Source organism: Bradyrhizobium sp. AUGA SZCCT0222 (assembly GCF_018130205.1).
GTDB lineage: Bacteria > Pseudomonadota > Alphaproteobacteria > Rhizobiales > Xanthobacteraceae > Bradyrhizobium.
This window is the reverse complement of sequence record NZ_JAFCLX010000037.1, coordinates 1-19,629: the sequence shown is the minus strand read 5'-3', so window position 1 is coordinate 19,629 and position 19,629 is coordinate 1. Positions and strand designations below refer to the sequence as shown.

At 63.4% G+C, this 19,629-nt stretch carries 21 protein-coding genes; 11 read left to right on the top strand and 10 right to left on the bottom strand.

Annotated elements, in window-relative coordinates; translation table 11 throughout:
• Positions 1-8 precede the first annotated feature (8 nt).
• A complete protein-coding gene (locus tag JQ629_RS26735) occupies positions 9-152 on the top strand; it encodes a hypothetical protein (protein WP_192733705.1) in 144 nt (47 codons plus the stop codon).
• Positions 153-164: 12 nt separating this feature from the next.
• Here the strand turns inward: JQ629_RS26735 and JQ629_RS26730 are convergent, their stop codons facing one another.
• Positions 165-650 (bottom strand): winged helix-turn-helix transcriptional regulator, encoded by a 486-nt coding sequence (locus JQ629_RS26730; protein WP_212415176.1) that lies wholly within the window; start codon positions 648-650, stop codon positions 165-167.
• A gap of 163 nt (positions 651-813) precedes the next feature.
• Between JQ629_RS26730 and JQ629_RS26725 the strand changes: the two genes are divergently transcribed.
• On the top strand, positions 814-1,587 hold the full coding sequence (locus JQ629_RS26725; RefSeq protein WP_212415175.1) for an SDR family NAD(P)-dependent oxidoreductase: 774 nt from the start codon (positions 814-816) through the stop codon (positions 1,585-1,587).
• Between the two features lie 157 nt (positions 1,588-1,744).
• The gene (locus tag JQ629_RS26720; RefSeq protein ID WP_211996142.1) at positions 1,745-1,885 is read left to right on the top strand and encodes a hypothetical protein; all 141 of its coding nucleotides are present in this window, start codon (positions 1,745-1,747) and stop codon (positions 1,883-1,885) included.
• Between the two features lie 52 nt (positions 1,886-1,937).
• Here JQ629_RS26720 and JQ629_RS26715 read toward each other — a convergent pair whose 3' ends face one another.
• The gene (locus JQ629_RS26715; protein ID WP_212415174.1) at positions 1,938-2,546 is read right to left on the bottom strand and encodes an FMN-dependent NADH-azoreductase; all 609 of its coding nucleotides are present in this window, start codon (positions 2,544-2,546) and stop codon (positions 1,938-1,940) included.
• A 96-nt stretch (positions 2,547-2,642) separates the two neighbouring features.
• Between JQ629_RS26715 and JQ629_RS26710 the strand changes: the two genes are divergently transcribed.
• Positions 2,643-3,044, top strand: a complete 402-nt coding sequence (locus tag JQ629_RS26710) for a winged helix-turn-helix transcriptional regulator (protein ID WP_212212319.1) — start codon at positions 2,643-2,645, stop codon at positions 3,042-3,044.
• A 97-nt stretch (positions 3,045-3,141) separates the two neighbouring features.
• On the opposite strand, the gene dprA is transcribed toward JQ629_RS26710, so the two are convergent.
• On the bottom strand, positions 3,142-4,260 hold the full coding sequence (gene dprA, locus JQ629_RS26705; protein WP_212415173.1) for a DNA-processing protein DprA: 1,119 nt from the start codon (positions 4,258-4,260) through the stop codon (positions 3,142-3,144).
• Positions 4,261-4,389: 129 nt separating this feature from the next.
• On the opposite strand from dprA, the gene JQ629_RS26700 reads away from it, so the two are divergent.
• Positions 4,390-5,628 carry an amidase gene (locus JQ629_RS26700; RefSeq protein ID WP_212415172.1) on the top strand — a complete coding sequence of 413 codons (1,239 nt, stop codon included), beginning with the start codon at positions 4,390-4,392 and terminating at the stop codon, positions 5,626-5,628.
• Positions 5,629-5,724: 96 nt separating this feature from the next.
• On the opposite strand, the gene plsY is transcribed toward JQ629_RS26700, so the two are convergent.
• The 3 genes from plsY to JQ629_RS26685 all read right to left on the bottom strand — a co-directional run bounded on the left by plsY (position 5,725) and on the right by JQ629_RS26685 (position 8,670).
• The gene (gene plsY, locus JQ629_RS26695; RefSeq protein WP_212266286.1) at positions 5,725-6,318 is read right to left on the bottom strand and encodes a glycerol-3-phosphate 1-O-acyltransferase PlsY; all 594 of its coding nucleotides are present in this window, start codon (positions 6,316-6,318) and stop codon (positions 5,725-5,727) included.
• A 95-nt stretch (positions 6,319-6,413) separates the two neighbouring features.
• Positions 6,414-7,715: a dihydroorotase gene (locus tag JQ629_RS26690; RefSeq protein WP_212415171.1), complete on the bottom strand. Its 1,302-nt coding sequence runs from the start codon at positions 7,713-7,715 to the stop codon at positions 6,414-6,416.
• A gap of 1 nt (position 7,716) precedes the next feature.
• Complete coding sequence (locus tag JQ629_RS26685; RefSeq protein WP_192733697.1) at positions 7,717-8,670, bottom strand: aspartate carbamoyltransferase catalytic subunit; 954 nt, start codon at positions 8,668-8,670, stop codon at positions 7,717-7,719.
• Positions 8,671-8,835: 165 nt separating this feature from the next.
• On the opposite strand from JQ629_RS26685, the gene JQ629_RS26680 reads away from it, so the two are divergent.
• From JQ629_RS26680 to JQ629_RS26665, 4 genes are read left to right on the top strand one after another with little or no spacing between them, the layout of a single operon-like run.
• The gene (locus tag JQ629_RS26680) at positions 8,836-9,576 is read left to right on the top strand and encodes a M15 family metallopeptidase (protein WP_502753350.1); all 741 of its coding nucleotides are present in this window, start codon (positions 8,836-8,838) and stop codon (positions 9,574-9,576) included.
• 20 nt (positions 9,577-9,596) lie between these two features.
• Positions 9,597-11,240, top strand: coding sequence for an isovaleryl-CoA dehydrogenase (locus JQ629_RS26675; RefSeq protein ID WP_212415169.1), 1,644 nt, complete (start codon positions 9,597-9,599; stop codon positions 11,238-11,240).
• A gap of 10 nt (positions 11,241-11,250) precedes the next feature.
• Complete coding sequence (locus JQ629_RS26670; protein WP_212415168.1) at positions 11,251-12,021, top strand: CPBP family intramembrane glutamic endopeptidase; 771 nt, start codon at positions 11,251-11,253, stop codon at positions 12,019-12,021.
• Positions 12,022-12,075: 54 nt separating this feature from the next.
• A complete protein-coding gene (locus JQ629_RS26665; protein WP_212415167.1) occupies positions 12,076-12,849 on the top strand; it encodes a CPBP family glutamic-type intramembrane protease in 774 nt (257 codons plus the stop codon).
• Between the two features lie 2 nt (positions 12,850-12,851).
• Here JQ629_RS26665 and JQ629_RS26660 read toward each other — a convergent pair whose 3' ends face one another.
• The 3 genes from JQ629_RS26660 to JQ629_RS26650 all read right to left on the bottom strand — a co-directional run bounded on the left by JQ629_RS26660 (position 12,852) and on the right by JQ629_RS26650 (position 15,385).
• Positions 12,852-13,775: an AEC family transporter gene (locus JQ629_RS26660; RefSeq protein WP_212415166.1), complete on the bottom strand. Its 924-nt coding sequence runs from the start codon at positions 13,773-13,775 to the stop codon at positions 12,852-12,854.
• A 2-nt stretch (positions 13,776-13,777) separates the two neighbouring features.
• The gene (gene ruvX, locus JQ629_RS26655; protein WP_212415165.1) at positions 13,778-14,260 is read right to left on the bottom strand and encodes a Holliday junction resolvase RuvX; all 483 of its coding nucleotides are present in this window, start codon (positions 14,258-14,260) and stop codon (positions 13,778-13,780) included.
• Between the two features lie 189 nt (positions 14,261-14,449).
• Positions 14,450-15,385 carry a cyclase family protein gene (locus JQ629_RS26650; protein WP_212415164.1) on the bottom strand — a complete coding sequence of 312 codons (936 nt, stop codon included), beginning with the start codon at positions 15,383-15,385 and terminating at the stop codon, positions 14,450-14,452.
• 190 nt (positions 15,386-15,575) lie between these two features.
• Between JQ629_RS26650 and JQ629_RS26645 the strand changes: the two genes are divergently transcribed.
• The gene (locus JQ629_RS26645) at positions 15,576-15,800 is read left to right on the top strand and encodes a hypothetical protein (RefSeq protein ID WP_212415163.1); all 225 of its coding nucleotides are present in this window, start codon (positions 15,576-15,578) and stop codon (positions 15,798-15,800) included.
• Between the two features lie 62 nt (positions 15,801-15,862).
• Here the strand turns inward: JQ629_RS26645 and JQ629_RS26640 are convergent, their stop codons facing one another.
• Positions 15,863-16,960, bottom strand: coding sequence for a DUF1963 domain-containing protein (locus JQ629_RS26640; RefSeq protein WP_212415162.1), 1,098 nt, complete (start codon positions 16,958-16,960; stop codon positions 15,863-15,865).
• Between the two features lie 356 nt (positions 16,961-17,316).
• On the opposite strand from JQ629_RS26640, the gene JQ629_RS26635 reads away from it, so the two are divergent.
• On the top strand, positions 17,317-19,494 hold the full coding sequence (locus JQ629_RS26635) for a DNA/RNA non-specific endonuclease (protein ID WP_212415161.1): 2,178 nt from the start codon (positions 17,317-17,319) through the stop codon (positions 19,492-19,494).
• Positions 19,495-19,629 lie beyond the last annotated feature (135 nt).

Here is a 19,629-nt window from a genome sequence, read left to right as displayed (position 1 = left end):
ACGAGGCCGTGGCCTTCATCGCGGAGACCGTTGCCGAACTGACAAAACTCGCCGAGCGCCACCGGCTTGAGGTCCTCAGCCATTTGCTCGGGATGGCGCTGCTGGAAGCCCAGGAGCACCTGCGGCTGCGGAGCAAGCGCAAGCTGTCGTGAGCAGCCTTCTGTTCAGGCCGAAATAGACCTTAGCTTCCGTGATGACTTGGCGTCCGGGCGCGGCTTGAGCGCGGTATCGGCTGCGGTCAATAGCCGCCCATCTTGCGAATAGAGTTCGAGCTTGCGAACCGGGCGGCCCTTTTCCTTGTCGACCAGGATGGTCGTGATTTCCTCGGGCCGATCGTCGAATTCCTCGCTCCACTGGCGTAACGCGACCAGGATCGGAAACACGCCGCGGCCTTTCGGCGTCAAGAGATATTCCTGATAGGCGCTGCCATCGGAGGCGGGGGCCAGCTTGAGAATGCCCTGATCGACCAGCGCGCGCAGCCGCACGGTGAGGATGTTCTTGGCGAGCCCGAGACTCTTCTGGAATTCGCCGAAGCGGCGGCTGCCGAATAGCGCCTCACGGATAATCAGCAGCGACCACCAGTCGCCGATCGCATCCAGCGAGCGCGCGATCGGGCAATCGTCGTTCTCGAAGCTCGTGCGTTTCACCATGGCGATCTCCGCGGATTCTTTGTTTGACGCGTTATCTTCACGCGAACCGGACTCCACTTCGCTCGAAAACGCTTTGGATGATCACAGCCTTGTGTAGTTGCATTATAAAACCAGATGGCCTAGATGGCAACTTGGTTTAATAATGCAACCATCGGAGGCTCCCGTGAGACTGGCGAACAAGACGGCGTTCATTACTGGCGGAAACAGCGGCATCGGACTTGCGACGGCCAAGCTGTTCGTGGCGGAGGGGGCGCGGGTCGCCATCACCGGGCGCAACAAGGAGACGCTGGAAGCGGCCGCCAAGGAATTGGGTCCGAACGCGCTTGCGATCGTCGCCGACGCCACCGACATCACCGCGACCGAGGCTGCGATCAAGCAGGCGGTTGCGAAGTTCGGCAAGCTCGACGTCATCTTCGCCAATGCCGGCATTGCCGGTGGCACGCCGCTTGGATCGGCCACGCTCGAAACCTTCGAGAGCGTGATCCGGACCAACATCACAGCGGTGTTCTTCACCGTTCAGGCCGCGGTGCCGCATCTCAACGACGGCGCCTCCATCATCCTGAACGGCTCGGTGATTTCGGTGCTCGGCAATCCCGGCTACTCCGCCTACGCGGCAAGCAAGGCCGGCGTGCGCGCGATGGCGCGGGTGATGGCGTCCGAACTGTCGCCGCGCAATATCCGCGTCAACGTGGTCTCGCCGGGTGCGATCCGTACCCCGATCTGGGGCGCGGCACTGGCGACCCCCGAAGCCGAAAAGGCGTTCGAGCAGCGCATCGGCGCCACCACGCCGCTCGGCCGCATCGGCGAACCCGATCACATTTCGAAGACGGTGCTGTTCCTCGCCTCCGACGATGCCGCGCATATCCAGGGCCAGGAGTTGTTCGTCGACGGTGGTGCTACGGCCTCGCCAAGCGGCGCGCCGATCTATCGGGGCTGAGGCGAATATCCCCACAACATCAAAGCCGGCCGGCCGCGACGCTGGCCGGCTCCTGCCTGCGGCGGATTGGCGCTGAGCCAGAACGCGCATTGAACCATGCGTGCAACTGCTTGAGATTTCGAGGACGTTTCGTAAACAACAACCGGTGAGCCCAGTCGTGCCCAAGACCACTGGCATCTCCTCGACCCCGGCGGAAAACTCGGACACCGCGCAATTCGTTTCAGTCGCGCTGTTTTCGGGTGTCGGTCTCCTGTTCTCCTTGATTGTCGTCATCCTCCGCATCAACGGCGTTTTCTGATTGGAGCGGCTGCCGTCGCGCGGCTGGTGACGGCAACCGCTCACGCATCAACTCAGGCTGCGTTCAGATTGCCCGCGGCTTTCAGCGCGCCGGCGACCGCTTTTTCGCGATGCTCGGGACCGACCTGGATTCCATCGGCGGAGATGAATTCGGGATTGGCGATGCCGATGAAGCCGAACACCCAGCGCAGATAGGTCTCCAGATGCTCGCCCACGGCAGCCGGCGTACCCGGGCCGTAAAATCCGCCGCGCGAGATCGCGACGATGACGCGCTTGTTGCCGGCCAGGCCTTCGACGCCCTGCGCGCTGTATTTGAACGTCTTGCCCGCCACCAATATGCGATCGATCCAGGCCTTGAGCTGGCTCGGAATGGTGAAATTGTACATGGGCGCCCCGAGCACGACGATGTCGGCGGCGAGAAACTCTTCCAGCACCGCGCGGCCGGCGGCGAGGTCCGGCTGCAGCGAAGCCTCGGGCGTGGCGCCCTGGCCGGCCGCGAGGTGCGAGCCCGACAGATGCGCCAGCGGCGTCAGGGTCAGGTCGCGGTAAGTGACGTGAAGGCCGGGGGTGGATTGGCGCAGCCGGTCCACGATGGCGGCGGAAACCTGGCGGCTGACGGAGTGGGGGCCGAGGACGCTGGAGTCGATATGCAGAAGTTTCATTTGGGTCACCCTTGGTATTGATTTGTAACTAGCGCTATATGAGTGACTGTCCTAGAACCCCGCAAGAACGCACATTTTTGAAACCCGAGCACATCCATGAGACCCGAGCACATCAATGTGCCTGCCTTGCCGGCCAATCCGCACGCCTCCGGCGATTGCCGCGCCGTCGCCTCGGTGCTGGCTCGCGTCGGCGACAAATGGAGCGTGTTCGTGATCATGCAGCTGATCGGTGGGCCGCAGCGCTTCAACGAGCTCAAGCGCGTGATCGGCGGCATCTCGCAGCGAATGCTGACCCTGACGCTGCGCGGGCTGGAGCGCGACGGTCTGGTCACGCGCACGGTGTTTCCGACCATTCCTCCGCGGGTCGACTACGAACTGACCGATCTCGGCCGCGGGCTGGCGGAGCCGGTCAAGGCGCTCGGCCAATGGGCGTTCGCGCATCTGCCGGAAATCGAGGGCGCGCGCAGCAGTTTCGATGCGCGCAACGACAAGCGTTGACCTCGCGTCGTAAGTAACACGGTACCGCTAGCCGTGGCTTATCTTACTTTGCATGGGGTTGTTCGTGTCTCGGCCCTGCCGAAGCGGCACTGCGCTTCTAAACCAGCGACACCAATCCACCGCCGTGGCGCTCCAGCCGTCCGGCGAGCTCGAGCTCGAGCAGCACCGACCGGACGATCGCGGGCGAGGCGTCCGACATCCGGATCAGATCGTCGAGGCTGATCGGGCTTGGTCCGAGCAGATCGATGATGCGCTTGCGTTCGCTTAGCCCCGCGTCGAAATCCAGTGGCTCGCCGTCGGGCTCGCGCACCTCAAACGCGACCGGCCGCTCCATGATCGGCGCGACCGCGTTGATGACGTCGCTGGCTTCCGTGGTCAGCGTCGCTCCCTGCTTGATCAGATCGTTTGTCCCTGCGGCGCGTGGATCGAGCGGCGAGCCGGGGACCGCGAACACTTCGCGGCCCTGTTCGGCGGCCATCCGCGCCGTGATCAGCGAGCCCGAGCGGTGGGCGGCTTCGACCACGACGACGCCGAGCGAAGCGCCGGAGATCAGGCGATTGCGGCGTGGAAAATCGCGGGCGCGGGGCACATGGCCAAGCGGCATTTCGGAAATCGCACCGCCTTGTTCGAGCAATGCGGCCAGCAGGTCCTCATGCTCGGGCGGATAGATCCGGTCATGGCCGCCGGCCAGCACCGCCACCGTGCCACTCGCAACCGTTGCCCGATGCGCGGCCTGGTCGATGCCGCGTGCCAATCCGGAGATAACGACAAACCCGGCTTCGCCGAGGTCGCGCGCGATCTGGCCCGCGAATTTCAATCCGGCGCCGGAGGCGTTGCGCGAGCCGACGATCGCGATCATCGGCTGCATCATCACCTCGGGCGCGCCGCGGACGCCAAGCAGCGGCGGCGCATCGTCCAGCGTGGCCAGCCGCGGCGGGTAGCCGATTTCGCCGGGTGCGACGAGAGCGAGGCCGATCTTTCGGCCAGCCGCGAGTTCACCCCGCGCGTCGTCCTCGCTGCAGATGCGCGCCGGTCCTGACGCGCCGCCTCGCCGCGCCAGATCGGGCAGCCGCTCCAGCGCGGCGCGGGCGCTGCCGAAATGCCGGAGCAGCGAGGCGAAGGTGCGTGGGCCGACATTGTCGGAGCGAATGAGCCGCAACCGGTCGATCCGCTCGGAATCGGTGAGGTGGGGCGCGCTGGGCGTATGGTCATCCATGTCGGCGCAGCTTTGCCCAACCGGAGATTGCAATCAACACCTGTTCTCACGGCTGCCATGCCCGCCGATGCGTTGCCCCGTTCCGGTCGGCTCCGTAAAACCCGTTGGTCCGCCGCAGGAGTAATGTCCATGATCTCGCTCGCCGACCTTCAACGCCGTATCGCGCAGGGTGATCTTTCCGCGGATGCCGCGATTGCCCAGTCGCTGGAGGCGATCGGCGCGCAGGAGAAAGCGATCGGCGCCTTCGTCTGCCATGATCCGAACATCCGCGCTGAGAACGCCGGGCCGTTGCGCGGCGTCGCCGTCGGCATCAAGGACATCATGGATACCGCTGATTTTCCGACCGAGATGGGCTCGTCGATCTACAAGGGATTTCGATCGCGCGGAGATGCGGCTGTCGTGATGGCGCTGAAGGCGGCAGGGGCCAGCATCGTCGGCAAGACCACGACGACGGCGTTCGCATCGTCAGATCCGACCGCGACGCTCAACCCGCGCAACACGGCGCACACGCCGGGTGGATCATCGGCAGGTTCGGCGGCGGCGGTCGCGGCCGGCATGATCCCGCTGGCGCTGGGCACGCAGACCGGTGGCTCGGTGATCCGGCCGGCCTCGTTCTGCGGCTGTGCCGCGATCAAGCCGTCCTACCGCCTGCTGCCGACCGTCGGCGTGAAGTGTTATTCGTGGACGCTGGATACCGTTGGCTTGTTCGCCGCCGGTGTTCGTGACGTCGCGCACGGCCTTGCAGCGATGACCGGCCGGGATGAATTTTTGCCGCAAGCGTCAGTGCCGACGCCGCGCATCGGCGTCGTGACCCAGGACTTTGCCGGTGCACCGGAGGCCGAAGGCGCCGAGGCAATGCAGATCGCCGCCAGGGCTGCGGAACGGGCAGGGGCATCCGTGCGCACGCTGGCGATGCCGGAGATCGTAGCCGAAGCGTGGCGTGAGCATCCGACAGTGCAGGAATTCGAAGCGCATCAGGCGCTCGCGTGGGAATACCGCGTGCATTACGACGCTGTCGCGCCGAACCTGCGTGGGCGGCTCGACGAAAGCAAGGGCATGCTGCCTGCCGCCTATGACGGGGCGATGCACGTTACACGTCAGGCCAGAATCGCGCTGGCAAAAGTTTTCGAAGACGTCGACGTGCTGCTGGCCATATCAGCCCCGGGCGCAGCACCGGCGGGATTGGGCTCGACGGGCGACGCCCGCTACAACCGGCTGTGGACGCTGATGGGAACGCCCTGCGTCAACGTTCCCGCGCACATCGCCGCCGGAGGATTGCCGGTGGGTGTGCAGGTCATCGCGCGCTATGGCGACGACGCAAAGGCGCTGGCGGCAGCGCGGTTCGTCGAGGAGGCGCTGGTGCGATAACCCCCGTCATTCCGGGATGGTCCGAAGGACCAGACCCGGAATCTCAAGATTCCGGGTTCTCGTTTCGCGAGCCCCGGAATGACGACAAAGTTGTCGTCACTTCGCGCCGATGCGGCTCTCGGTTCCGGTCTGCAAGCGCTTGATATTTTCGCGGTGCGCGTAGAACAGCAATAGCGTCATCACCACAAACAGCGAAGCCAGCGCCGGGTGGAGGAACCACCACAGGAACAGCGGCGTCACGAAGGCCGCGATCAATGCCGACAGCGATGAGTAGCGCGTGGTGATGGCGGTCGCGATCCACATCACGCAGAACACGACGGCCGCAGGCCAGAACAGGCCGATCAGCACGCCGATATAGGTCGCGACCCCTTTGCCGCCTTTGAACTTGAGCCAGACCGGATAGAGATGCCCCAGAAAGGCGCCGAATGCGGCCAGCATCGCGGCGTTGGGGCCGCCATAATAGCCGCAGACGACGACCGCGAGCGTGCCCTTGAGCGCGTCGCCGATCAGCGTCCCGGCGGCGAGGCTCTTGCGGCCGGTGCGAAGCACGTTGGTGGCGCCGATACTGCCGGAGCCGATCGAGCGCAGATCCTCGGTGCCGGCGAACTTGGTCAGCAACAGCCCGAATGGAATCGAGCCGAAGAAATAACCCACGAAAAACGCGACAACGAGGAATGGTTCAAACGACATCGGCGTTGCTCCCGCCGCGGAGTATTTCGCGCACTTCTTTTTTGGACGCGTTCTCTTGACGCGAACCGGTACCCACTTCGCTTGAAAACGCTCTATCAGACATGTTCATAGACCGTCCGTCCGCCCACGATAGTACGCACGACGCGGCCCGAGAAGCGGGCTTCGTCGAACGGCGTATTTTTGCATTGCGATTTGAGGTCGTCGCGGTCGAGCACCCAGGGTACGTCGGCATCGATCACGACGACGTCGGCCGGGGAACCCGCGCGCAGCGAGCCGCCGGGGAGGCCCAAAATCTCGGCCGGACGCGTCGACATCGCGCGGATCAGGGTCTTGAAGTCCATCTCGCCATTGTGGATCAGCCGCAGGCCCGCCGGCAGCATGGTCTGCAGCCCGACCGCGCCGGCAGCGGCTTCCGCGAAAGGCAGCCGCTTCACCTCGACGTCCTGCGGATTGTGATCGGACATCACGACGTCGATCAGGCCGGAGGCCACGGCCGCGACCAGCGCCAGACGGTCGTCCTCGGTGCGAAGCGGCGGCGACAGTTTCAGGAACGTCCGGTAGGGACCGATGTCGTTTTCGTTCAGCGTGACGTGGTTGATCGAAACCGACGCTGAAACTGCAAGTCCCGCGTCTCGCGCGCGCTTGAGGATTTCGAGCGACTCGATGCAGCTCAGTGATGCTGCGTGATAGCGGCCGCCGGTCAGCGCCACCAGGCGCATGTCGCGCTCCAGCATCACGGCCTCGGCGGCATTGGGGATGCCGATCAGGCCGAGCCTTGCGGCGAACTCGCCCTCGTTCATCACGCCTTCGCCGACCAGGTCGGGGTCTTCGGTGTGGTGCACGATCAGCGCATCGAAATCGCGCGCATAGGTCAGAGCGCGTCGCATCACCTGCGCATTGGTGACGCTGTGGGCGCCATCGGTAAAGGCGACGGCGCCGGCGGCCTTCAAGAGGCCGATCTCGGTCATTTCCTCGCCGCCCATGCCCTTGGTCAGCGCCGCCATCGGGTGAATGTTGACGATCGCGGTGTCGCGCGCCCGGCGCAGCACGAAGTCGACGGTGGCCGAATTGTCGATCACCGGCGAGGTGTCCGGCTGGCAGATGATGGTGGTGATGCCGCCGGCGGCCGCCGCCTGGCTGGCTGAAGCAAAGGTTTCGCGGTGGCTGGCGCCGGGCTCGCCGACAAAGGCGCGCATGTCGATCAGCCCGGGGGCGACGACCTTGCCGGCGCAATTGACGATGTCGGTGCCTTCGGGGACGCCGGCAGCGCCGATGCCGCGTTTTGAGTCGCGGATCACGCCGTCGGCGATCAGGACGTCACCAGGCCCGTCGAAGTCGCGTGAGGGGTCGACGACGCGGGCGTTGGCCAGGAGGATGGGGCGACGATCGGTCAGCATGTCAGGCGTTCGGCAGGTTGCGGGCGAGTGCTTCCAGCACCGCCATCCGCACCGCCACTCCCATTTCCACCTGTTCGCGGATCAGCGATTGCGCGCCATCAGCCACGAATGAGTCGATTTCCACGCCGCGGTTCATCGGACCTGGATGCATCACCAGTGCGTCGGGCTTGGCGTAAGCGAGCTTTTTCTGGTCGAGGCCGAAATAGTGGAAGTATTCGCCGGACGACGGCACGAACGAGCCGTTCATGCGCTCGCGCTGCAGCCGCAGCATCATGACGATGTCGGCGCCATTGAGGCCCTCGCGCATGTCGCGCGCCACCTCGACGCCCATCCGCTCGATGCCGCGCGGCAACAGCGTCGAGGGCGCCACCACGCGGACCCGGGCGCCCATGGTGTTGAGCAGCAGGATATTGGAGCGGGCGACGCGGGAATGCATCACGTCGCCGCAGATCGCGATCACGAGGCCTTCCAGCCGGCCTTTGTTGCGGCGGATGGTCAGCGCGTCCAGCAGCGCCTGGGTCGGATGCTCGTGGCTGCCGTCGCCGGCATTGATCACGGAACCGTCAACCTTGCGCGCCAAAAGTTCCACCGCACCTGACGCGTGGTGGCGCACCACCAGGATGTCCGGATGCATGGCGTTGAGCGTGACGGCGGTGTCCATCAGCGTCTCGCCCTTGCGGATCGAGGACGAGGACACCGACATGTTCATGACGTCGGCACCGAGCCGTTTGCCGGCCAGTTCAAACGAGGATTGGGTGCGGGTCGAGGCCTCGAAGAACAGGTTCACCTGGGTGCGACCGCGCAGCGAAGTGCGCTTTTTGTCTACCTGGCGGTTGAGCTCGACATATTCCTCGGAAAGGTCGAGCAGGCCGGTAATATCGGCGGCGGAAAGCCCCTCGATTCCCAGCAGATGCCGGTGACCGAGGACGAAGGTCGATTTCGATGCAGGGGTCATTAAAACGAGAGCTATAGGCAGACTTCCCATGCGGGGCAAGTGCGAATAGGGGGCTTGCGAGTTATCCCCCGGTCTGTCGCCGCGCAGGGTAAAGAGGGTTGCCGCAATTGGGCCGCGTTCAGCGCGCGGGGAAGGTGTTCGATGCAGAAATGGCAGGCCATTTTAGTGATCACATTAACCGGTCTTGGCTTGTCCAGCCCGCAGGCTGTGCGAGCACAGGCCCTGCCGGGCGGCTTCGTCTACCTGCGCGATATCGATCCCAGCATCATCCAGGACGTGCGCTATGCCACGTCGAACAACTTTGTCGGCAAGCCGCTGAGGGGATATGACGCCGCCGAATGCGTCGTGAAGCGCGAGGTCGGCCTGGCGCTGAAGAACATCCAGCAGGAACTCGCCAGGCAAAAGCTGTCGTTGAAAATGTTCGACTGCTATCGGCCGGAGCGCGCGGTGGCCGACATGGTGGCGTGGTCGAAGAACGGCAAGGAGACGCAAGCCGAACGCCGCTATAACCCGGCCTTCCGCAAGGCTGATTTGTTCCGCCTGGGCTATATCGCAACCCGATCCGGACATTCGACCGGCGCCGCGCTCGATCTGACCCTGGTCGATCTGACCGCCGACAATTCCGCGAAGTTCGATTCCACCAAGGCTTACGCCGACTGCACCGCGCCCGCCGAGGCCCGGGCGCCGGAAGGCAGCGTCGATATGGGTACCGGCTATGATTGCTCGGACGTCAAATCGCATACCGCCGCCCCCTCGATCACGCCGGCGCAGCGACGATCGCGGAATGTGCTGGTGGCTGCGATGGCGAAGCAAGGTTTTGTGAACTATTCGAAGGAGTGGTGGCACTTTTCGCTGCCGGGGGTCGGCCGGCAGGCCTATGATTTCCCGATTGCGCGACGGAATTGATTCCCGGAGCAAGACCCGCCATGAGCCAGGCATCATTTTCGACCCACGAGGTCTTCAATCAGTCGCCGCCGTTCGAAGATGTCGACCTGTTCGCGGCCGACCGCCCGCTGGCCGAGGCGGTAGCCGCCAATGGCGGTGGCGAGGCGGGCCGTGAACTATCCGACTTCGGCCAGCACTGGGGTTCGGCCGAAATGGCGGCGCGAGGCCGTGCCGCCAATGAGAACACCCCAAAACTGCGGACCTTCGATTCCCGCGGCAACCGCCGGGACGAGGTCGAGTTTCATCCGGCCTATCACGAGCTGATGGCGCATTCGGCGCATGCCGGCGTGCACAATTCGACCTGGAATGCCGACGGCAAGCCGGCGGGCGGTGCTTCGGAAGTCGTGCGCGCCGCCAAATTCTACATCGCCTCGCAGGTCGAGACCGGGCATCTCTGCCCGATCACCATGACGCGCGCATCAGTGGCGGCGCTGGCCGAGCAGCCGGATCTGCTGGCGAAGGTAATGCCGGTGTTGGCGACGCGGTCCTACGATCCGGGCTTTGCGCCTTGGTGGACCAAGCGCGGCATGACGGTCGGCATGGGCATGACCGAGAAGCAGGGCGGCACCGATGTGCGCTCCAACTTGACGCGCGCCGAGCGCGACGGCGATGCCTATCGCATCACCGGCCACAAATGGTTCATGTCGGCGCCGATGTGCGATGCGTTCCTGGTGCTGGCGCAGGCGGGCGGCGGCCTGAGCTGTTTCTTCATGCCGCGCTTTGCCCCCGATGGTTCCGTCAACGCGATCCGCTTCCAGCGGCTGAAGGACAAGCTCGGCAACCGCTCCAACGCCTCATCAGAAGTGGAATTCACAGGCGCCTATGCGGAGCGCATCGGTGACGAGGGCAAAGGCATCCGCACCATCATCCAGATGGTGCAGCTGACGCGGCAGGATTGCGCGATTGCCTCCGCCGGCCTGATGCGCTCGGGCCTGGCGCATGCGCTGCACCATGCAAGGCACCGCAGCGTGTTCCAGAAGCATCTTGCCGACCAGCCGCTGATGCAGGCGGTGCTGTCGGACATGGCGCTGCATGTCGAAGCCTCGATCGCGCTTGTCATGCGGCTGTGCCGGGCGTTCGACCGGGCGCCGTCAGACGCCAGGGAGGCCGCCTATATGCGGCTGCTGACGCCGGCGATCAAATACTGGGTCTGCAAGAGCGCGCCGGGTTTTCTCTATGAGGCGATGGAATGCCTCGGCGGCAACGGCTATGTCGAGGAGGGGATTTTGGCGCGGCATTACCGGGAGTCGCCGGTCAACGCGATCTGGGAAGGGTCAGGCAATGTGATGTGCCTCGACGTGCTCCGGGCGCTGTCGCGCGAGGCCGATGCGGCATCGGCGGTCCTGCACGAGCTCACCGGCGAAACGCTGGGCCTGCCGGGGGCCGGCGAGGCGGTCGGTTTTATCGGCAAAGCTTTCCGCCGGCCCGACAGCGAACGGGTGGCCCGGCTGGCGGTCGAAAAACTGGCGCTGCTCGCCGCCGCGGCGGCGCTCAACGCGGTGTCGCCACGGCATGCGGAACTGTTTGCCGCCACGCGCCTTGCCGGGAATCACGCCAGCATGTACGGCGCGGTCGATCTTGCCAGCGCCGACGTCGCTGGTCTGCTGGAACGGGCGCTGCCCTGAAAGTCAGTTGATGGATTCCCTCAGCCTCCCGCAACCGCCCCCTCCCGTCGCGTCCGCCCTGCGTCCGCCCCGGATCTGGAAGTTCTGGGGCACGGCGCTGTGGGGGCTGTTCATCTTTGCCGGGATGTTCGTCGGCCAGGCCGTGGTCATCGTTTACTTCGTGTTGCGGCAAGGTTCCTGGGATCTCGCGGCAGCGATCCATGTCGTCGGCGCCGGGCTGACGATCTCGCTGTCCGTGATCATGGGAATGCCTGCGGTGCTGCTCGCGGCCTGGGTCGCGACGCGCGCCTCGCGCACGCTATTTGTCGACTATCTCGCGCTGCGCTGGACCACATGGCAGAATTTTTTGATCGGCGCCGTCTCACTGGCCGTGCTGGTCGGCGGCTGGGACCTGCTGTCGCGTGCGCTGGGGCGCGAGGTGACGCCGGGCTTCATGGGCGATGTGCTGAAATCGGCGCAGGCCGACGGCGCGCTATGGCTGCTCGTGATCGCGTTCTGCGTGGCAGCACCGATCTCGGAGGAAATTATGGCGCGCGGTTTTCTCTACCGCGGCTGGTCGGAATCGCGCCTCGGGGTGCCCGGCGCCATCTTCCTGTCGTCGCTGGTCTGGACTTCGATGCACCTGCAGTACAGCTGGTTCTTCTTCGGTGAGGTGTTCACCATCGGTCTTCTGCTTGGCTATCTCCGCTACCGCAGTGGTTCGACCTGGCTGACGATCGTGATCCACGCTCTCAACAACACGGCGGCGACGATTCAAACCTTCTGGCTCGCCGGGCAATAGCTGCCGATCTCGAACCTGACGCCGCGCCTTCGCGACAAAGGCGCGGAGGTTCCCATGTCATCGCTCGAGATTTCCGCGCCACCCGCTTTGCCGGTTCTGCCACGTCAACCCCGTACCTGGTATTTCCTGGGTTCGGCGGTCATCGCGTTGCTTGCCTATATTGCGTTCAATCTCGCGCATTTGATTGTGGGCTTCCTGGTGCTGGTCCAGACCGCCGATCCCTCCATGACCGATGCACAGCTCACCGAGTTGATGTTTCGGGGTGGCGCCATCGGCGCGGGCACGATCGCCGCATGTCCCGTCGTCCTGGCTGTGCTCTGGGCCGCGATCCGGATCGCGAGGCCGGGCTTCACGGAATATCTGGCGCTGAACTGGCCGAACCGCGGCGAACTCGTTTACGGCCTCGCAATAACCTTCGCGTTCCTGCTCGCATGGCTCCTGCTTTCGTTTCTGACGGGACAGCCGACGCCCGCTTTCGTGATCGACAGCTATCGCTCCGCGCAGGACGACGGGCTGATGTGGCTGTTGTTGATCGGTTTGTGTGTCGGCGCACCCGTGACGGAAGAATTCGTGGTGCGCGGACTTCTGTATCGCGGCTGGTCACAATCATTTCTCGGTCCGATCGGCGCCATCGTGCTGTCATCGGCGCTGTGGGCCCTGATCCACCAGCAGTATGATTGGTACTATGTCTGTCAGATATTCCTCGTCGGGCTGATCTTCGGGCATCTGCGACGCCGCAGCGGCTCGACCTGGCTCACCGTGATAACCCACGGCTTTTTCAACCTCGCGGTCATAGCCCATACGGCCCTGAAACTTGCGTACTTCTGATCTCACCCGACCAATGCGATCGCGATTGGCATCGTGATCGCCGCCAGAATGGTCTGCAGCGTGATGATCTGCGCCAGTAAAGGCGCATCGCCGCCCATCTGCCGGGCCAGCACATAGGCGCTGGATGAGGCCGGCACCGCCGCGCACGCGGTCACGATCGCCAGGTTCGAGCCTGACAGCCCGAACCACAGCGCCAGCGCGACGGCGATCACCGGCATCAGCACCAGCTTGAGGAACACCGCAACCGAAGCGGCAAGGCTCGGGCGGAACAGGCCTTCGAGATGCAGGCCGGCGCCGGTCACCAGCAGGCCGATCGCCAGCGAGGATCGGCCGAGCGCGTCGGCGACGTCATGCCAGAGCTTTGGCAGGGGGAGGTGGGTGACGTTGATCAGGAGCCCGATCGCGCAGGCCCAGATCAGGGGATTGCGCACGACCGTCATGGCGATGGATCCGACCGATTGTTTTTCGGTCGAGGCGTACTGCGCGAGCACGCTGACGCTGAACACATTGACCAGGGGGATGATGGCGACCATCGCGACCGAGGCCAGCGCCAGTCCGGCATCGCCGAACAGGCTGCCCGAGACGGCGAGCGCCACATAGGTCTGCCAGCGGATCGCGCCCTGGAATACCGAGGTGAAGGCGGGTCCGTCGACCGCGCCGCGGGCGAGCAGGGGCCGCAGTGCCAGGCACAGCAGCGACATCAGCAGCGCCGACAGCAGCAGCGCGCCGCCGACGCCTGCGACCGGGACCTTGCTGAGGTCGGCCTTCACCAGCGTCTGGATCAAGAGCACCGGAAACAGCACATAATAGGTCAGCCGCTCCAGCCCGTGCCACTGCGTCTCCAGTCGCATCAAGCTCCGCTTCAGGATGAAGCCGAGCACGATCAGCAAGAACACCGGCAGCAGCGCCGCGACCACCACTGCCATCTTCAGCGCTCGCCGCGCAGGGTGGCGAGCCGGTCCAGCGCGCCTTGCAGGATGAAGATCGCGGCATGCTCGTCGATCACTTCGGCGCGGCGGGCCCGGCTGACGTCCATCCCGATCAGTTCACGCTCGACGGCTGATGTTGAGAGCCGTTCGTCCCACAGGCCGATCGCCAGATCTGTGAGTTTGGAAAAATTGCGCGCAAAGGCGCGGGTCGATTGCGCGCGCGGACCTTCGCTGCCATCCATGTTGATGGGCAGGCCGAGCACGAAACCGACCGCGTTGCGCTCGCCGGCAATGATAAGCAGCCGCGCCGCGTCGGCCTTGAAGGCCTTGCGGTGGAGGGTCTCAACGCCGGTCGCCAGCCTGCGATCGGCGTTGGAAACCGCGACGCCGATGGTCTTGGTGCCGAGATCGAGGCCGACCAGCGCACCGCGCTCGGGCCAATGCGTGACCGCTTCGATCAGAGGGAGGATGGGGGCGAGCATGGACCCGCTTAACACGCAGCTAGAGCGTTTTCCAGCGAAGTGGATACCGGTTCGCGTCAAGAAAACGCGTCAAATAAAAAATCTAGAGCTCCGTTCCGATTCGATCGGAACGGAGCTCTAGTCTGACATGCAAAGCCGGATGCGGCGTGGCGTCCATGCGGGAACGCCACGCCATCCGTCGAGATCGTCTTAGCGGATCGCCACGGGGTTGATCATGCTTTGCACGCCGCCCTTGAAGCGCGGCTGGCCGAGCACGAACAGGAACTCGTAGGCCTTGTCCTTGGCGAGGTCGGCGGTGTTCATGTTTTCGAGAATGTAGGTGCCGTTCATCGGCAGCAGGATCTGGTGCACCTCGAAGATGTTCTTGGTCTCGAACGGGACCGCTTCGAGCCCCCAGGTATCGGCGCCGACCGCGACCACGCCTTTGCCGGTGAGGTACTTGGCACCTTCGACGCCAAGGCCGGGTTCGCCGGCGCCAAAGCGCTTGTCGTCCTTGCCGATCAGGCTGAGCCAACCGGTGTGGAAGATCACGACGTCGCCCTGACGGATTTCGACGCCTTGTTTCTTGGCGACTTCCTCGATCTCCTTGACGTTGAAGGCGGTGCCTTCCTTGACCACGTCGGTGCCGTAGTGAGCGGCCATGTCGAGAAGAACGCCACGGGCCACCATCGGCGGGATTTTTTCGACGCCAAGTTTCTTCAGACCGGTGGGATCGGCGAAGTCGAGCAACTTGTTGCCGTTGTAGTAGACGTGCTCGACGCCGATATGGCCGAGACCGTCTAGCTGGCTGCCGACGCCGACCCAGCCCTCGATGATGTCGTCATTATAGGTCAGCTTGCTGGGTCCCAGGCCAGGACTGCCGGCCTGACCGGGTTGGACGACGGTGATCTTGAAAGCGCGCGGCGGGTAGGCCGGCGTTGTGGAGTCGACGGGTATGCCAAGCGCGTAGGTCTTGCCGGTCTTGACCAGCCCGGCCGCCTTCACAACCAGCTCCGGGGTCATATAGTTGGCGGCGCCGATCTCGTCGTTCGGTCCCCATTTCGATTTCGTCCAGTCTTGAGCGCTTGCCGTTGCAACCGATCCCAACAGGGCAGCCGAACAGCCCAGCACGAACGCGTGGCGCATCGCAGATCCTCCCAGAGTTGACGTTATGGTTCTTGGTAGTCAGCGTCTCATACTAACGTAGTAGTGCGCGACGATCCAAATATTTTGATGTGGCTTTTCGCGATGGACGCACAGCGCGGCCCGCATTTCCTTGTTACAGAAATGTGGCAACGAAATTTCGCATAGCGGAACGGCGCGACGAGGCAACGCGATGGATGCACTGCAATTGTTCGGCTTGTTCGCGGTAACGGCGATGCTGATCTGCTACGCGCTTGAAGACCGCGGCCACTGGTACATCCTCAGCTTCGCTGGAGCATGTGCGCTCGGTTCGGCCTACGGGTTTCTGCAGGGCGCCTGGCCGTTCGGGCTGGTCGAGGCGGTCTGGGCCGTTGTTGCGCTGCGGCGCTGGAGCGTCAGGCGGCCGCTGATGGCATAGGCCGCCCCGTCATGTCGCAACTCCGGCGCCGTTGAAGGGCCGCTGCCCCGAAGCGTCTGGCGTCAGTAGCATTGCATGATCACCCGCGCCTCTTCAAAGCGCCGGGCGCGCAAGGCGTCCCGATGGATCCAAACATAAAGGTTGCCCACATCACCCCACATCATGCCGGCACGATCGTCGGATGCGATTTGCAGCAGCAGCAACCAATTCGCCGCGTCGGATTTCAACCGCTCGGCCGCCTTCGAATTCCACGCGCTGGGGTCGAGCCCCTTGCTGACGAGCGCGCATTCGGTCTGCATGTTGCCCTGAATCTGGAGCGGATGCCCACCGAAGCGGTGATCATGACCGTCGCGGGTGACCTCGTACCACCAGGCTTGCACGGACTTCTCCGCCCTGGCTTTGATCTCGCAGGCATTCCATTCGGGCGAGCCGAAATAGGGAGGCCATATGCCGGCATGAAGCGCGCACCGCTGCGGCCGGAAGCCGGCGGTCTGCTTGTGAGCCCATAATTCGGCCGGCGGGCTTGCTCGCTTTAACGAATCGACGGGAGTCAAATCGTAGATCAGCCGCGCACCCGTGATATCTCCCGGTTTATCGCCCCCGGGCCGATGGTCGGTGTCATAGAAAAAGAAAAGCCGTCCCTCGCTCGGGATGTCCGGATCGACCGGGCTCGTAAGCCGGACTTCGGCCAAGTCGACCTGCGCGATGAACCGGAGCGGCGCCGGCTCCCCGGTCCGCCTGATATCCTCGACCAAAGAATCGAGACTAAATTTGCTGTAATCGACCTTTGCGGATTCGGCCGCGAAGGCTTCAAACTCGTTTGGCGGCAATAGCTTCCGAAACTCTTCGAGCATCTCGGCCTGTTCAGCCATCATGTCTTGCGGGTTGAAGAGTGCTACGCCAGCCTGCATCTCTTCGATCCGCTGCTTATGATCGGGATACGGAAGACGCCAGGGCCATGGCATCGTGACCGGAAGGTCTGGCGTTCCGCCTATCTTGGTTGCGCCCAAAGCGATCTCGGCTTCGTCGTCAACCGGTGCGGTTTCTAGCCAGATGTACGGCTTCGACCTTGCCGCCAGGACCATTGCATCAGCGGCACGAACCCCCGCCGCGCGCAGCGAGCGATCAATCTCGGCTGCGGTCCTGAATAGCTTTCGCATCGCGGTCTCACCATGTCTCACAAGATTTCGTGAAACGGTAGACGACAGATCCGCGGACTCGGTTCGATCTGACCCGATTTCTGTACGGCATCACAGGTTCGTGCGGCAGCAGATTCGCCAGAGCGGTGCGACATCCGGACCTTCTGCGTGGCTCTCCGCAATGTTGATCTTTTGGTTGTTTTACTGTACGATATCATCCTAAGATAGTGATGCATATTGTTCCATTTTTTCTAGAATGTGCGGCGAATTGCGATGGAGTGGCGCTGACGGCAACCGGAAATGCGCCGGAGGCTTTGCGCCATCCTCCACTTTAGAAGTTCGAGCGCCGCATCCTCGCCATTTGCCAGGAGATAGCGATGCTGATCAAAGCCAGTCTGATTGCCAGTTCGGAACAACGTTTAAAGCAAGCCGGCTTCTCGCCCGCTAATCTGAACAAGCAGCTCGGCGACGGACCGAGGCCGATGTCGGTGGAGCAAAAGCAGCTCCGCCGGCGTCAGCTGCTTGCGGAAACCGAAGATGCCTTGGCCGCCCAAGTCGGGCTTGAGCGGATCATCCAGGGCAATGACCTCGACAGCATCAATTATCTCGCCAAGGGCATGCTCGCATCCCGTGCAGTCTGCCGGATCCAGCTCAAGGACGCGCGCTCAAATCTGGTTGGCTATGCAACGGGTTTCATGATTGGCCCGGGCGTGCTGATTACCAACCATCATGTGTTCGGCAAACCTGGCGACGCCGCCAATTCCGTCGCCGATTTCGATTATGAGTTCGATGTCGCGGGCACGGAGCGGGAGTCGGTCAGGTTCGCATTCCAGCCGGACAGGCTGTTCTATACCAATGACAAGCTCGACTATTCCATCGTCGCCGTGGCGCCAATGTCGCATTCCGGCGGACGAGATCTGTCGGATTGGGGATGGCTGCCGCTCAGCGGCGAACCGGGCAAGGGTGACCCGGGCGAATATCTCACCATCATCCAGCATCCCAGCGGGCAGCTCAAACAGGTCTGCGTCCGCGAAAACAAACTGCTGAAATATGTCGGCAATTTCGTCTGGTACATGACCGACACCACCCCGGGCTCTTCCGGATCGCCGGCCTTCAACCGGTTCTGGCAGGTTATTGCGCTCCACCACGCCGGGGTGACGAAGAAGAACTCGAAGGGTCGCACCCTCACCAAGGACGGCAGAATCTGGGACGCGTCGATGGACGAGAACCTGATCGCCTGGGAAGCCAACGAGGGCGCTCGCGTCAGCGCCATCGTCGCCGATCTCAAGGTGACCGCTGGTGCCCATCCGCTGGTCAAGCCCGTGCTTGATCAGCAATCGCCGCCGTCGCGGCCGATCGCGCGTGAAAAAGTGGAGGTGCCGGCCAGTGTGGCATTCAACGGCAACGGCATCTGGATCGAGCAGTCCGGCGACGCGACCTCGCTTGTGGTCCCGATCCGCGTTCCCATGCCGCTGCTGAGAAGAGAAATCCTGGTCACGCCGGTCGCGGATGCCAAGCCGACCCCGCCGGTCGCAAGTGCGCTCACCGGCCCGAATGGTGGCGCGCGGATCGGTACGATCACCGGCTTGCCGATGGAGGCCGTGAATATCGACCAAACCACATTGGGGTCGCGGCCCGGATACAAGCCGAACTTCATCGGCAGCGGAAAATTTTCGGTGCCCTTGCCGAAGATTCCGACGTCCCTCAAATCCAAGATCGCAACGCTGAAGTCGAAGGGGTCGAAGTCGGAGCTGAAATACTTCAACTACAGCGTCGTTATGAACAAGGAGCGCAAGCTCGCCTTCTTCAGTTGCGTCAACATCGACGGTGGCCAGCAACAGGACGTCGGCAAGCGCGAGGGCGATTCCTGGAAGCGCGACCCGCGCATCGCGGACGAGTTCCAGCTCGGCAACGAGTTCTACGGCAAGCAAAAGACATTCGAGGCGGACCGAAGCCAAAACCCGTTCGACCGCGGCCATCTCGTCCGCCGTCTCGACGCGACGTGGGGCGAGGATGTCGAAGACGCCAAGGAGCATGGCGACGATTCCTTCCACTTCACCAATTGCTCGCCGCAATTCTTTTCGTTCAACCAGGGCAAGCAACTCTGGCTGGGTCTGGAGGACTACACCCGCGACGTCGTGTTGAAGGGCAAAGACAAGGGCATCGTGATGAATGGGCCGGTCTTCGATGGACCGGATGCCGAAGACGGCGAATTGCCGAATCCCTCGGGGCGATCACGCAAGGATCCGACTTTTGGTGGTGTCAGCATCCCCAAATATTTCTGGAAGATACTCGTCACCAAGGGTGACGGCGGCCTCAAAGCGGCGGCGTTCCTGATGAGTCAGCGCAACCTGATACTGGATATCGACCGGATCAAGGAGGCGGATATTCTCGAGAAACTGTCCGACGAGGATGTCCAGGTCTTCCAGGTATCGATTGCCGATCTGACGAAGTTGACGAAACTTCAGTTCGGCAATTTGGTCGATGCCGATACCCACGAGGAGACCTCAATAGGGCCACGTCTGATCGAAACCCTCGACGACATCAAGTTCTAAAGCGTTTTCGAGCGAAGTGGATACCGGTTCGCGTCAAGAAAACGCGTCAAATCAAGAATCTAGTGTCCCGAATCTGAAGTTCAGCGGACTCCAAATCGACTCGAAGATGGCGGACTCTCCGCATTTTGGGGAGGA